The 13,102-nt window shown below is 60.6% G+C and carries 9 protein-coding genes, 2 tRNA genes and 3 other RNA genes; 7 read left to right on the top strand and 7 right to left on the bottom strand.

Features of this window, described 5'->3' with window-relative positions; translation table 11 throughout:
- Positions 1 to 32: 32 nt before the first annotated feature.
- From nagZ to ACSBQS_RS05165, 5 genes are all read left to right on the top strand, one after another.
- A complete protein-coding gene (gene nagZ, locus ACSBQS_RS05145; protein WP_201884695.1) occupies positions 33 to 1,052 on the top strand; it encodes a beta-N-acetylhexosaminidase in 1,020 nt (339 codons plus the stop codon).
- Between the two features lie 79 nt (positions 1,053 to 1,131).
- Entirely contained in the window at positions 1,132 to 1,674 is a 543-nt protein-coding gene (gene ycfP, locus ACSBQS_RS05150) for an alpha/beta hydrolase YcfP (RefSeq protein WP_015377468.1), read from the top strand.
- A 332-nt stretch (positions 1,675 to 2,006) separates the two neighbouring features.
- On the top strand, positions 2,007 to 3,311 hold the full coding sequence (locus ACSBQS_RS05155) for an NAD(P)/FAD-dependent oxidoreductase (RefSeq protein ID WP_004928794.1): 1,305 nt from the start codon (positions 2,007 to 2,009) through the stop codon (positions 3,309 to 3,311).
- A 356-nt stretch (positions 3,312 to 3,667) separates the two neighbouring features.
- A complete protein-coding gene (locus tag ACSBQS_RS05160; RefSeq protein ID WP_004928798.1) occupies positions 3,668 to 4,204 on the top strand; it encodes a glycine zipper 2TM domain-containing protein in 537 nt (178 codons plus the stop codon).
- 265 nt (positions 4,205 to 4,469) lie between these two features.
- The gene (locus ACSBQS_RS05165) at positions 4,470 to 4,949 is read left to right on the top strand and encodes an RrF2 family transcriptional regulator (protein ID WP_033642703.1); all 480 of its coding nucleotides are present in this window, start codon (positions 4,470 to 4,472) and stop codon (positions 4,947 to 4,949) included.
- A gap of 65 nt (positions 4,950 to 5,014) precedes the next feature.
- Here ACSBQS_RS05165 and sdeB read toward each other — a convergent pair whose 3' ends face one another.
- Positions 5,015 to 8,158 carry a multidrug efflux RND transporter permease subunit SdeB gene (sdeB, locus tag ACSBQS_RS05170; RefSeq protein WP_046686866.1) on the bottom strand — a complete coding sequence of 1,048 codons (3,144 nt, stop codon included), beginning with the start codon at positions 8,156 to 8,158 and terminating at the stop codon, positions 5,015 to 5,017.
- 24 nt (positions 8,159 to 8,182) lie between these two features.
- Positions 8,183 to 9,370, bottom strand: coding sequence for a multidrug efflux RND transporter periplasmic adaptor subunit SdeA (sdeA, locus tag ACSBQS_RS05175; protein ID WP_434989827.1), 1,188 nt, complete (start codon positions 9,368 to 9,370; stop codon positions 8,183 to 8,185).
- Positions 9,371 to 9,667: 297 nt separating this feature from the next.
- Here sdeA and ACSBQS_RS05180 point away from each other — a divergent pair, with 297 nt between their 5' ends.
- Positions 9,668 to 10,024 (top strand): helix-turn-helix domain-containing protein, encoded by a 357-nt coding sequence (locus ACSBQS_RS05180; protein WP_033642706.1) that lies wholly within the window; start codon positions 9,668 to 9,670, stop codon positions 10,022 to 10,024.
- Between the two features lie 52 nt (positions 10,025 to 10,076).
- On the opposite strand, the gene ACSBQS_RS05185 is transcribed toward ACSBQS_RS05180, so the two are convergent.
- The 5 genes from ACSBQS_RS05185 to ACSBQS_RS05205 form a co-directional block, all read right to left on the bottom strand.
- Positions 10,077 to 10,196, bottom strand: a non-coding RNA gene (locus ACSBQS_RS05185) — RtT sRNA.
- A 47-nt stretch (positions 10,197 to 10,243) separates the two neighbouring features.
- Positions 10,244 to 10,363, bottom strand: a non-coding RNA gene (locus tag ACSBQS_RS05190) — RtT sRNA.
- Positions 10,364 to 10,410: 47 nt separating this feature from the next.
- Positions 10,411 to 10,500, bottom strand: a tRNA-Ser gene (locus ACSBQS_RS05195).
- A gap of 364 nt (positions 10,501 to 10,864) precedes the next feature.
- Positions 10,865 to 10,985, bottom strand: a non-coding RNA gene (locus ACSBQS_RS05200) — RtT sRNA.
- A gap of 44 nt (positions 10,986 to 11,029) precedes the next feature.
- Positions 11,030 to 11,119 (bottom strand) — tRNA-Ser (locus ACSBQS_RS05205).
- A gap of 446 nt (positions 11,120 to 11,565) precedes the next feature.
- On the opposite strand from ACSBQS_RS05205, the gene ACSBQS_RS05210 reads away from it, so the two are divergent.
- On the top strand, positions 11,566 to 13,032 hold the full coding sequence (locus ACSBQS_RS05210) for a peptide MFS transporter (protein WP_353440418.1): 1,467 nt from the start codon (positions 11,566 to 11,568) through the stop codon (positions 13,030 to 13,032).
- Positions 13,033 to 13,102: the final 70 nt, after the last annotated feature.

Consider the following 13,102-nt stretch of genomic DNA (forward strand, 5'->3'; position numbering starts at 1 on the left):
CAATATGAAGTGAGGTGCCCGTGGGCCCAGTAATGCTAGATGTCGCCGGCTACGAGCTGGATGCAGAAGAACGCGAGATTTTGAAACACCCGCTGGTTGGCGGATTGATCCTGTTTACCCGCAATTTCCACGATGCGGAGCAGCTGCGTGAGCTGGTGCGCCAGATCCGCGCCGCTTCGCACGATCGGCTGGTGGTGGCCGTGGATCAGGAGGGCGGACGCGTGCAGCGTTTCCGCGAAGGCTTCACCCGCTTGCCGGCGGCGCAATCGTTCGCCGCCTTGAACGATGCGCAAGAAGGCGGTCGCCTGGCGCAGGAGGCCGGCTGGCTGATGGCGGCGGAGATGATCGCGCAGGATATCGACATCAGCTTTGCGCCGGTGCTGGACATCGGCCATGCCAGCGCGGCGATTGGCGAGCGTTCGTTCCACAGCGATCCGCAGCAGGCGTTGGTGATGGCGGAGCGCTTTATCCTCGGCATGCACAGCGCCGGCATGAAAACCACCGGTAAGCACTTCCCGGGGCACGGCGCTGTCAGCGCCGATTCGCACAAGGAAACCCCGCGCGATCCGCGGCCGCTGGCGCAGATCCGCGAGCATGACATGGCGATCTTCCGCGAGCTGATCAATCGTCAGCTGCTGGACGCCGTCATGCCGGCTCACGTCATCTATACTGAAGCGGACCCGCGTCCGGCCAGCGGCTCGCCGTACTGGCTGCAGCAGATCCTGCGTCAGGAGCTGGGTTTCGACGGCGTGATTTTCTCCGACGATCTGTCGATGGAAGGCGCCGCCATCATGGGCAGCTATGCCGAACGCGGCCAGGCGGCGCTGGATGCCGGTTGCGACATGATCCTGGTGTGCAACCACCGCGAAGGCGCGGTCAGCGTGTTGGATAACCTGTCCCCGGTCAAAGCAGAGAAGGTGAAGCGGTTATATCATCGCGGTCAGTTCACCCGTCAGGAGCTGCGCGACTCCGAGCGCTGGCAGCAGGCGCACAAGGCGCTCAGCGCGCTGAGCGAACGCTGGGAGGAGCACAAGCAGCGTTCGCAAGGGTGAATCCAGGCGCCGCATCGCGGCGCAGAGCGGAAATGATGAGGGCCGCGCCCGCGGCCCTTGGCTTGTTGCGAGGATCCACATGATTATCTATTTGCACGGCTTCGATTCCACCAGCCCCGGCAATCATGAAAAGGTGTTACAGCTGCAGTTTATCGATCCGGATGTGCGCTTTATCAGCTACAGCACTCTGCACCCGCGTCACGACATGCAGCATCTGTTGAAAGAGGTGGACAAGGCGGTGCAGCAGGGCGGCGATGCGCACCCGTTGATCTGCGGGGTCGGCCTCGGCGGCTTCTGGGCGGAGCGCATCGGCTTCCTGTGCGGCATTCGCCAGGCGATGTTCAATCCCAACCTGTACCCGGAAGAGCACATGCACGGCAAGATAGACCGGCCGGAAGAGTATCGCGATATCGCCACCAAGTGCGTGGAGGATTTCCGCGAGAAAAACCGCGATCGCTGTCTGGTGGTGCTGTCGCGCCACGACGAGGTGCTGGATAACCGGCGCAGCGCCGAATTGCTGCATCACTACTACGAGATCGTGTGGGATGAACAGCAGACGCACAAGTTCAAAAACATCTCGCCGCATCTGCAGCGGCTCAAGGCGTTCAAGGCGCTGGGTTAACAGTTTCATAACGCTGCCGCGAGCCGCGCTCCCCGTTTTTCACCGACGGAAAGTGCGGCTTTTTTGTGCGCCAAAGCCAGATTTTGCGTGGCAATCGGCAAAATTTAAAACTGTGACTTAGCGCTAACTATTTGAATCGCAATCCCCAAAAAATGCCCTCGTCCAGCCTTTAACCAAAAAAAATTGATGTACGTCAATTTTGGTATGACCAAATAACCTCACATGCTATTCTGGCTGCAGAGAGCCGATTTATTTTACGCGAACCCTATGTATTCTAAGGATATTATTTATTTACCCTGGGATAACAAATGGTTCACATTTAGGGGGTTATTTTGACAACGCCAAAGAAGAAAATCGTTATTGTCGGCGGCGGCGCCGGTGGTCTGGAGCTGGCGACCAGCCTGGGCCATAAACTTGGCCGCAAGAACAAAGCCGAGATCACGCTGGTGGATCGCAACCACAGCCATTTGTGGAAACCGCTGTTGCACGAAGTGGCGACCGGCTCCCTCGATGACGGCGTGGATGCGCTCAGCTACCTGGCGCACGCGCGCAATCACCATTTCAGCTTCCAGCTGGGGTCGTTGACCAACATCAACCGCGAGACGCAAACGCTGCAGCTGGCTCAGATCTGCGACGAGCAGGGCGGCGAGCTGGTGCCGGCGCGTGAACTGCCGTACGACATCCTGGTGATGGCGCTGGGCAGCACCTCAAACGATTTCGGTACGCCGGGCGTGAAAGAGCACTGCATCTTCCTGGATAACCCGCATCAGGCACGTCGTTTCCACAACGAAATGCTTAACCTGTTCCTGAAGTTCTCGGCGCAGCCGGGGCAAAAAGAGCGGGTCAACATCGCCATCGTCGGCGGCGGCGCCACCGGCGTTGAACTGTCCGCCGAACTACACAACGCGGTGAAACAGCTGCACAGCTACGGTTTTGAAGGCCTGGACAACAGCGCGCTCAACGTGACGCTGGTCGAAGCCGGCGAGCGCATTCTGCCGGCGCTGCCGCCGCGCATTTCCGCTGCGGCGCACCAGGAGCTGATCAAGTTGGGCGTGCGCGTGCTGACCAACACCATGGTGACCAGCGCGGACGCCAAAGGCCTGAATACCAAGGGCGGCGAGTTCATCGACGCCGATCTGATGGTGTGGGCGGCGGGCATCAAGGCGCCGGACTTTATGAAGGACATCGGCGGCCTGGAAACCAACCGCATCAACCAGTTGGTGGTGGAGCCGACGCTGCAGACCACGCGCGATCCGAACATCTTCGCCATCGGCGACTGCGCCTCTTGCCCGAAAGAGGGCGGCGGTTTCGTGCCGCCGCGCGCCCAGTCGGCGCACCAGATGGCCTCACGCTGCGCCACCAATATCCTGGCGCTGATGAACGGTCAGACGCTGAAGCCTTACGTGTACAAAGACCACGGTTCGCTGGTGTCGCTGTCGCGCTTTAGCACCGTTGGCAGCCTGATGGGCAACCTGATGCGCGGCTCGATGATGGTGGAAGGGCGCATTGCGCGTTTCGTCTATATCTCGCTGTACCGCATGCACCAGGTGGCGCTGCACGGCTACATCAAAACCGGCCTGATGATGCTGGTGGGCGGCATTAACCGGGTGATCCGCCCGCGTCTGAAGATGCACTGATCCCGCCGTTGTCGATCAACCCGCGCCGGTTCGCCCGCGCGGGTTTTTTTATGGCGGGGCGAGGCTAACGGCGGCGGTTGCTTGATTCTTCAGCATAAGCTGTCGCCGACATGGGTAAAATTCTTAAGATTCCTCCTAAACAACGGCAAAACGGCCGTTTTCCCGCATTTTTGGTCCCCTTGTCTTATTGCGAGCCCTCAAATCATTGTGCAGACTTTACCTCGTTTACAGACGGCGCGTCGCGCACGCCGTAAACCGGGATACCGCAAGCCGCCCATGCGCAAAATAATAAGCGCGGTGCCATGCCGGTAACAGACCCGGAAAAAATGCGTGGTAACACTTTCAGGAGGTTTCCTGTGAACAAGTCAATGTTAGCCGGTGTTGGGATTGGCATCGCTGCCGCTCTGGGGATTGCCGCGGTAGCCAGCCTGGACGTCTTTTCTGCCGGTCCGCAATATGCGCAGGTGCTCGCCGCAACGCCGATTAAAGAAACCATCAAAACGCCGCGTCAGGAATGCCGCAACGTCACCGTCACGCACCGTGCACCGGTGCAGGATGAAAACCGCATCGCCGGTTCTGTGCTGGGCGCAGTGGCGGGCGGCGTGATCGGCCACCAGTTCGGCGGCGGTCGCGGACGCGACGTGGCGACCGTGGTGGGCGCTCTGGGCGGCGGCTACGCCGGTAACCAGGTGCAAGGGGCGATGCAGAATAACGACGTCACCACCAGCGTTCAGCAGCGTTGCAAAACGGTCTACGACAAGTCTCAGAAAATGCTGGGCTATGACGTGACCTACAAGATCGGCAATCAGCAGGGCAAGATCCGCATGGATCACGATCCGGGCACCCAAATCCCGTTGGACAAAAACGGCCAGCTGGTGCTGAACAGAGCCTGATCGACGCATTCGAATTAAACCCGCGGGCAGTGTTAGTTCTGATCGTTTAACTCGGTTAAGCGAGCGGCGTTAACATTGACGCGGGTTTCTGCTTTTTGTCTGCCCGCGAATTCGACGATCGTTCTAATGTCTGCGTGCGATATCACTGGGCAAAACTTCAAAAAAGCCCCCGCGTTTGTTATATTATTGTGCGATTAAGCGGTGTGTTCGGCGCTAATCGCCGCACCGGCCAAACCCGAGTATTTCGTCTCGCAGAGATAACGACATGTTAGATTTTCGCTTTCCGACAGCGTTGCAAATGGTCCTTAGCGTCGCCGTAGCTGAGAAGCAGGGCATGCGTTCGACGAGCGCCACGCTCGCCGCCACTCTGGAAGCTAACCCGAGCTTTATCCGCAAACTGATGGTGCCGCTGACCAAAGACGGCATCATCGTTTCCACCCTGGGCCGAAACGGCTCTATCCACCTTGGCCGCCCGGCGGAAGAGATTACCCTGCGGGATATCTACCTGGCGGTGATCGACGACAAGCGCATCTGGGCCTCACGCCCTGAAGTGCCGGCCCGTTGCCTGGTGAGCGCCAACGCCTGTTGGTATTTCAAATCGGTGGTGAACGAGGCCGAGCAGGCTTCGCTCGCGGTGCTGGCGCGCCACACCGTGGCTGACTCGCTGGCCGAACTGGAGCGGGGCGACAAGCGCGCCTGTGCGGAATACGCCGCCGCGCAAGAGGCCGAAACCGCCGATAAATAATCGCGGTTCGCATGCATAAAGAAAGGTCGGGCAATGCCCGACCTTTTTGCATGTTAAGACGAGGATTACGCCGTCTGCGTCTGCGTTTTGCGTGCCACCAGGCGACGCAGGGTGACGTAGAACACCGGCGTCAGGAACAGCCCGAACAGCGTGACCCCCAGCATGCCGGAGAACACCGTGATGCCGGTGACGCCGCGCACTTCGGCGCCGGCGCCGTGGCCGAGGATCAGCGGGATGGTGCCGGCGATGAAGGCGATGGAGGTCATCACGATCGGTCGCAACCGCAGGCGACAGGCTTCCAGCGCTGCCTCGACGATGCCTTTGCCCTGCATTTCCAGCTCGCGGGCGAACTCGACGATCAGAATAGCGTTCTTGCAGGCCAGCCCCATCAGAACGACCAACCCGACCTGCACGAACACGTTGTTGTCGCCGCCGGTCAGCCATACGCCGAACAGCGCCGACAGCATGGTCATCGGCACGATCAGGATCACCGCCAGCGGCAGCGTCCAGCTTTCATACAGCGCCGCCAGCGCGAGGAACGCCAGCAGCACCGCGACCGGGAACACCACCAGCGCGGCGTTGCCCTGGGTCGATTGCTGGTAGCTCAGATCGGTCCACTGGATGTTCATGCCGTTCGGCAACAGCTTGTCGGCCATTTGCGTCAGTGCGCTCATCGCCTGGGTAGAGGAGAGGACGCGCGGATCGGCGTCGCCGATCAGGTCCGCCGCCGGGAAACCATTGTAGCGGATCACCGGATCCGGGCCGTAGGTCGTGCCGATGCTGACCATACTGCCGATCGGCACCATTTCGCCTTTGTCGTTGCGGGTACGCAGGTTGGCGATGTCTTCCACGCTGTCGCGGAACTGGCCGTCGGCCTGCGCCATCACCTTCCAGGTGCGGCCGTAACGGTTAAAGTCGTTGATGTAAGACGAACCGAGGTAGGTCTGCAGCGTGCTGAACAGCGCATTGAGCGGCACCCCCTGAGCTTTGGCCTTGTCGCGATCGATTTTGGCGTCCAGCTGCGGCACGTTGGCCTGATAAGAGGAGATCGGGAAGCCCATGCCCGGCGTTTGCATAATGGCGCCGGACATCGTGTTGATCGCGGTCTGCAGCGCGCCGTAACCCAGCCCGCCGCGATCCTGCACGTACAGCGAATAGCCGGAACCCTGGCCGATGCCGAGGATCGGCGGCGGCATGATCGAGAAGGCGAAACCTTCCTGGATCTGCGAAATGCGCGCGTTGATCTCGGCGTTGATCTGCGCCGCGGTGCGGGTACGGGTGCTCAATGACTCCAGCGCGAAGAACACCGTGCCGGTATTCGGCGTATTGGTGAACTGCAGCGCGTTCAGGCCGGGGAAGGCCACCGCATCGGTGACGCCGTCCACGCTCAGGCCGATGGCGCTCATCTTGCGGATCACCGCATCGGTGCGCTCCAGCGAGGCGCCTTCCGGCATCTTCACGCCGCCAATCAGATACAGCTTGTCCTGCGTCGGGATAAAGCCGCCGGGCACGGTCTTGAACATCACCCCGGCGGCGACCAGCAGCAGCAGGTAGACGACGAACACTGCGCCGCGTCGGCCCAGCACGCGGGATACCCCGTGCTGATAACGCTGCGAGCCGCTGGCGAAGAAGCGGTTGAACGGCCGGAACAGCCAGCCGAACAGCCGGTCGATCAGGCGCGACGGCAGATCTTTCGGCGCGCCGTGCGGCTTCAGCAAGCGCGCCGCCAACGCCGGCGACAGGGTCAGCGAGTTGATGGCGGAGATCACCGTCGAGATGGCGATGGTGACGGCGAACTGTTTGTAGAACTGGCCGGTAACGCCGGAGAGGAACGCCATCGGCACAAACACCGCACACAGCACCACGGCGATGGCGATGATCGGGCCGGAGACCTCGCGCATCGCCTGGTGCGCCGCCGCCAGCGGCGACAGCCCCTCTTCGATGTTGCGCTCGACGTTCTCCACCACCACGATGGCGTCATCCACCACGATGCCGATCGCCAGCACCAGCCCGAACAGGCTGAGGGTGTTGAGCGAGAAGCCGAGCAGATACAGCGCGGCGAAGGTGCCGACCACGGAGATCGGCACCGCCAACAGGGGAATGATCGAGGCGCGCCAGGTCTGCAGGAACAGAATGACCACCAGCACTACCAGGATCACCGCTTCCAGCAGGGTGTCCACCACCGCGCGGATCGAATCGCGCACGAACACCGTCGGATCGTACGGTGATTTCCAGCTCATGCCGTCCGGGAAGCGGGTCGCCAGCTCGGCCATCTTGCCGCGCACCGCGTCCGACAGCTCGATGGCGTTGGCGCCCGGCGACTGGAAGATGCCGATGCCGACCGCATCCTTGTTGTTGAGCTGGGCGCGCAGCGCGTAGCTGCCGGAACCCATTTCGATGCGCGCCACGTCGCGCAGCCGCACGATCTCGCCGTTATCGCCGCTCTTGAGAATGATGTTGCCGAACTCTTCTTCGGTTTGCAGGCGGCCCTGGGCGTTGATCGACAGCAGATAGTCGCTGCGCGTCGGCATCGGCTCCGCGCCGAGCTGGCCGGCGGAGACCTGCACGTTCTGCTCCTGCATGGCGCTCACCACGTCGGAGGCGGTCAGGCCACGCGCGGCGACCTTGTTCGGATCGAGCCAGATGCGCATTGCGTATTCGCCGGCGCCGAAGATCTGCACCTGACCGACGCCCGGCAGGCGGGCCAGTTCATCCTTGACCTTCAGGGTGGCGTAGTTGCGCAGATACAGCGAGTCGTACTTGCCGGAAGGCGATACCAGATGCACCACCAGCGTCAGCGCCGGAGACTGTTTCTGGGTAGTGATGCCCTGGCGGCGTACGTCCTCCGGCAGGCGCGCTTCGGCCTGCGCCACGCGGTTTTGCACCTGTACCTGCGCCTGATCGGGATCGGTGCCCGGGCGGAAGGTGACGGTGGTCACCAGCACGCCGTCGGAGCCGGCGACCGATTTCATGTACATCATGTTTTCGACACCGTTGATCGCTTCTTCCAGCGGCGTCGCCACCGTTTCAGCAATCTCTTTCGGGTTGGCGCCCGGGTATTCGGCGCGCACCTGTACGCTGGGCGGCACCACGTCCGGGTACTCGCTGATCGGCAGCAGCGGAATGGCGATCACCCCGGCGACAAAAATCAGTATCGACAGCACCGCGGCGAAGATCGGCCGGTCGATGAAAAAACGGGAAAAGTCCATGGGTCAGAATTCTCTGCTGGGAGCTTAGTTAAGGGCGGAGGCGGTGGTGGTCATGGCGACGCTTTTCGCGTCGACCGGCATGCCCGGCATAAACACTTTCTGCATGCCGTCGACGATCACCCGATCGCCGTTCACCAGGCCTTTTTGCACAATGCGCAATCCTTCGGCCATCCGGCCCACGTCGATGTCGCGGCGCTGCGCCTTGCCGTCTTTATCGACGATGTAAACGAACTTGCGGTTCTGATCGGTCATCACCGCTTTGTCGTCGATCAGCATGGCGTTGAACTCGGCGCTGCCGGGCATCTGCACGCGGGCGAACAGCCCCGGCGTGAAGCGGCGATCGCGGTTGTCGAGCAGGGCGCGCATGCGGATGGTGCCGGTACCGGCGTTCAACTGATTGTCGGTGAAGTCCACCAGCCCCTGATGCGGAGTGCCGTCTTCGCCCACCAGGCCCACCTTCACCGGCAGGCGCGCGTCGTGTCGGCCCTGCTGCTGATAGCGCAGGAAGGTCGCCTCATCCACGTCGAAATAGACGTAAACCTTATCGAGCGATACCAGCGTCGTCAGCACGCTGGCGCTGTCGCCGGCGGTGACCAGGTTGCCGGCGGTGATCATCGCGCGGCTGGCGCGCCCGTCGATCGGGGCGGTGACGCGGGTAAAGTCGAGATTAAGCTGCGCCATATCGAGCTGGGCCTGCGCCGCCAGCACGTTGCTTTGCGCCTGCGCGGCGGACGAACGGCGCTGTTCCCACACCTCTTGCGAGATGGCCTGAGTGCCGATCAGTTTCTCGGTTCGCGAAGATTCGCTGCGCGCGAGGGCTGCCTGATTGCGCGCCCGCACCAGCTCCGCCTGCGCCTGTTCGCGCGCGGCGCGGTAGGTGCGATCGTCAATGATGAACAGCACCTGGCCTTTCTTCACCTCGTCGCCTTCGGTGTAGTTGACCCGCTCGATGTAGCCGGAAACCCGCGGGCGCAGCTGTACGCTTTGCACCGCTTCGACCCGGCCATTGAACGCATCCCACTGGCTGATCGGTTTGACCACCACGCTGGCGGCGCTGACCACCGGCGGCGGTGGCGGGGCGTTGTGCGCGACGCTGTTGTCACACCCGGCGAGCAGGGCGGCCAGCAGCGCCACCCCGGAGAGCCGCTGGCCCAGAGCGAAGGCGCGCGTGCGGCGGCCGGCGTTGAACGATGAGTTTGGTTGATTTGGCATTATTTTTATTCCGATAAGTAAGCGCTGTCTGGCCCCATACCCAGCCCTGTTTTCCGGGCTTTTCCCTTCATGCCGGCGTTCGGCGAAAGGGGCGCCGCGCCTTGTCATGGCGCAACGTTAGGTTTTGAAACATATTGGTGTCACATTAATGTATCAATATCGGTTACATTAATTGGGTGGAGTATAGAGGCGGCTTTCTGGTAAATGCAATAATAAAAATTGCATTTAAAGCGAAACTGTTGCAACGTATGCGCACTGGGCAGAGGGGGACCCTGCCGACATGATGGGAGCATCAGCATGAACACGACGGGTTTCATTACCGATTTGAAGACGTGGATCGACAACAATCTGGAAGAAAAACTGGATATCAACACCGTAGCGGACCGCGCGGGCTACTCCAAATGGCATCTGCAGCGCATGTTCAAGCGCCAGACCGGCTATGCGTTGGGGGAGTATATCCGCATGCAAAAACTGAAGGTGTCGGCGGAGCGCCTGGCCAACAGCGGCGAACCGATCGTCAGCGTGGCGATCTCGCTTGGCTTCGACTCACAGCAGTCGTTCAATCGCAGCTTCAAACGCCAGTTCGGCCAAACGCCGGGGGATTGGCGCCGCGCACTGGCGCAGCCGACGGCGGTGAGATGCACGCATCACTGAGCGGTTTGGCAGTGGGAATAAAAAAGCCTGAATTTGCGTTCGGGCTTTTTTATGGCGGTGAGGGAGGGATAGATTCGCTGCGCTCACCCTGCGGGCCGCCGTTGGCGGTCCAAAACGCAGGCGTTTTGTCGAACCCTGTTGAGGATTCTCACCCTCCCGGTTGGTGCGCTATGCATACAAAAAAGCCTGAACTTTCGCTCAGGCTTTCTCGTTAGAATATGGCGGTAAGGGAGGGATAGATTCGCTGCGCTCACCCTGCGGGCCGCCGTTGGCGGTCCAAAACGCAGGCGTTTTGTCGAACCCTGTCGAGGATTCTCACCCTCCCGGTCGGTGCGCGATGCAAACAAAAAAGCCTGAACTTTCGCTCAGGCTTTCTCGTTAGAATATGGCGGTGAGGGAGGGATTCGAACCCTCGATACACTTTCGCGTATACACACTTTCCAGGCGTGCTCCTTCAGCCACTCGGACACCTCACCATATTTTTTTGTTGCGAAATCATCGCTGCAACGGGGCGCTACTATAGGGAGTGGGGCCGATCCGGTCAAGAATAATTTCTGTGTTTTTGCTTGTCCGCTCAAGCCGTGTTCACTTTGTTGAAAACTGCGGCGAACTACACGTCAGAAGTCATGAAAGGGCGAGAAAATCAGAGAGGCGGTTCTAGGAGAACCGAGAAAAAGGGGAACCTCGGCAGCGTAAGGCGGGAGGCGTTCGCGGCGGGCCGCCGTTGGCGGTCCAAAACGCGGGCGTTTTGTCGAACCCTGTCGGGGCTTCTCACCCCTCTCGGCGGTGCACCATGCAAAAAAAAAGCCTGGACGCGAATCCAGGCTTTCTCTTTGAATTTGGCGGTGAGAGAGGGCTTGATTCGCTGCGCTCACCCTACGGGCCGCCGTTGGCGGTCCAAAACGCGGGCGTTTTGTCGAACCCTGTCGAGGCTTCTCACCCCTCTCGGCGGTGCGCCATGCAAAAAAAAAGCCTGGACGCGAATCCAGGCTTTCTCTTTGAATTTGGCGGTGAGAGAGGGGTTCGAACCCTCGATACACTTTCGCGTATACACACTTTCCAGGCGTGCTCCTTCAGCCACTCAGACACCTCACCGTTTTGTTGCCGATAACGCCTTGCGCTGTCGACGGGCGCTAATGTAGGAGAATCTGATCTCAGCGTCAACCCTCTTATTTCATTCTCATGACTGTTTAGCCAAACTTGCAGCAATTTGCTGATTTACCGAACGATATCCTGACTCTCGGCCGCCGGCGGACAGGGCGGCAGCGAGCAAAATGCGTGAAAGCCGATTGTTTGACTTTTTTCTGTACAGATAGCTCAATATCTCGCCATTGAGGTTGGGTTGTTTGCTGTTATATGCATTAATACTGGATTATTAGTCAGATGTGTCGCTAAATGGAATCATGTCGGCGCGGCGTTTTTGGCAAGGAACATCACGTCGCCGCGCAGATTGCCGGTTGACAGGCCGGCGATACCGCAGACAGGGACAGACTCATTACATAATAATGCAGTAGAGGTTCGTTTTGACTCCTTCAGATGCCATGCCGGCGCCGCAAGCGCGCCATGCCATTCCCCCCGGCGCGGGGGCGCTGTTCTTCATCCAGATCTTCGCCACGCTGGGTTTCGCCGTGCTCTATTCCACGCTGGTGCTGTACGCCACCAAGCGATTGGGTTTCAACGAAAGCAGCGCCAATGCCATGATGGGCGTGTTCGGCGCCTTCAACTATGGCCTGCACATGTTCGGCGGCTATCTCGGCGGCCGTTTCCTCAGCAACCGCAACCTGTTCGTGCTCGGTATGGTGCTGCAGGTGTTCGGCTGCGCGCTGATTGCCGTCGCGGGCGTGTGGGGGTTGTACTGGGGGCTGGCGATGTTCCTGACCGGCAGCGGTCTCAACGTGACCTGCATCAATATGATGCTCACCCAGCGTTTCAAACCGGACGATGATCGGCGCGAATCGGCGTTCCTGTGGAATTACGCCGGCATGAACCTCGGGTTCTTCGTTGGCTTTACTGTGGCCGGGTATTTCCAACTGACGGAAAATTATCGCGCGCTGTTCCTGTTCGCCACGCTGGGCAACGCGGCGGCGATCATCGTCGCCGTCTGTCGCTGGCGCATTCTGGCCGATCTCAATACGCCGCTCCACGACGCCAGCCGCAGCCAATACCGCTGGCGCATGCTGGTCGGGTTGGCGGTGCTGGTGGCGCTGGTGCCGATTATCCGCGTGATGCTGACCCATGCCGAGTTCAGCGGCCATTTCGTGATCGTGCTCGGCGCGCTGATCTTCCTGATGCTGTGCCTCGTGACGCTGCGCCACCATCCGCGCGATGAGCGCCGCAGAATGGCGGCCTATCTGATCCTGGCGCTGGGGTCGCTGGTGTTCTGGGCGCTGTATCAGCTGGCGCCGATGGGGCTGATGCTGTTCTCCGAGCACAACATCAATCTGAACGTTTACGGCATTCAGGTGGCGCCGCAGTGGATCCAGAACATCAACACGCTGGTGATCGTGGTGGGCGGCCCGCTGCTGGCCTGGTGGTTCAACCGCCTGCGCGCTCGCGGCTGCAACATCGACATTCCGCTGCAGTTCTCCGGATCGCTGTTTTGCATCGGGCTCGGCATGCTGGTATTGCCGCTGGGCATCAGCATGGCGGGCGGCGACGGGCTGGTGGCGTTTAAATGGATCGTCATCAGCTATGTGCTGCAAAGCGTCGGTGAATTGATGATCTCGCCGATCGGTTACGCGATGATCGGCAAGCTGGCGCCGCCGCGCTATCAGGGCGTGATGATGGGCTGCTGGATGATGGTGACCGGCGTCGCTTCGGTGTTGGCGGGCTACGTATCCGGCCTGATGCCGGAAAACAGCGGCAGCACGCCGCTGCAAACCAATCCCGGCTACAGCGAAATCTTCAGCGCGCTGGGTTGGGGGGCGACGGGCGTCGGCCTGGCGATGCTGATTCTCATTCCGCTGTTGCGGCGTCTTATCCGGCGCGACGGCGCGTCTGCCGCCTGATTTTGCGCACATGCACAACAGCCCCACTGGTCGGGGCTGTTTTTATTTTGGGCTTTAACGCTTGCATCCG

Origin of the sequence: Serratia sp. H402Y (assembly GCF_051172415.1) — a bacterium.
Taxonomy (GTDB): domain Bacteria; phylum Pseudomonadota; class Gammaproteobacteria; order Enterobacterales; family Enterobacteriaceae; genus Serratia; species Serratia ureilytica.

Coding starts and splice junctions, on each gene's coding strand:
- ACSBQS_RS05165 (WP_033642703.1), top strand. CDS start 4,470: ATGTTAGATTTTCGCTTTCCGACAGCGTTGCAAATGGTCCTTAGCGTC.
- ACSBQS_RS05180 (WP_033642706.1), top strand. CDS start 9,668: ATGAACACGACGGGTTTCATTACCGATTTGAAGACGTGGATCGACAAC.
- ycfP (WP_015377468.1), top strand. CDS start 1,132: ATGATTATCTATTTGCACGGCTTCGATTCCACCAGCCCCGGCAATCAT.
- ACSBQS_RS05210 (WP_353440418.1), top strand. CDS start 11,566: ATGCCGGCGCCGCAAGCGCGCCATGCCATTCCCCCCGGCGCGGGGGCG.
- sdeB (WP_046686866.1), bottom strand. CDS start 8,158: ATGGACTTTTCCCGTTTTTTCATCGACCGGCCGATCTTCGCCGCGGTG.
- nagZ (WP_201884695.1), top strand. CDS start 33: ATGCTAGATGTCGCCGGCTACGAGCTGGATGCAGAAGAACGCGAGATT.
- sdeA (WP_434989827.1), bottom strand. CDS start 9,370: ATGCCAAATCAACCAAACTCATCGTTCAACGCCGGCCGCCGCACGCGC.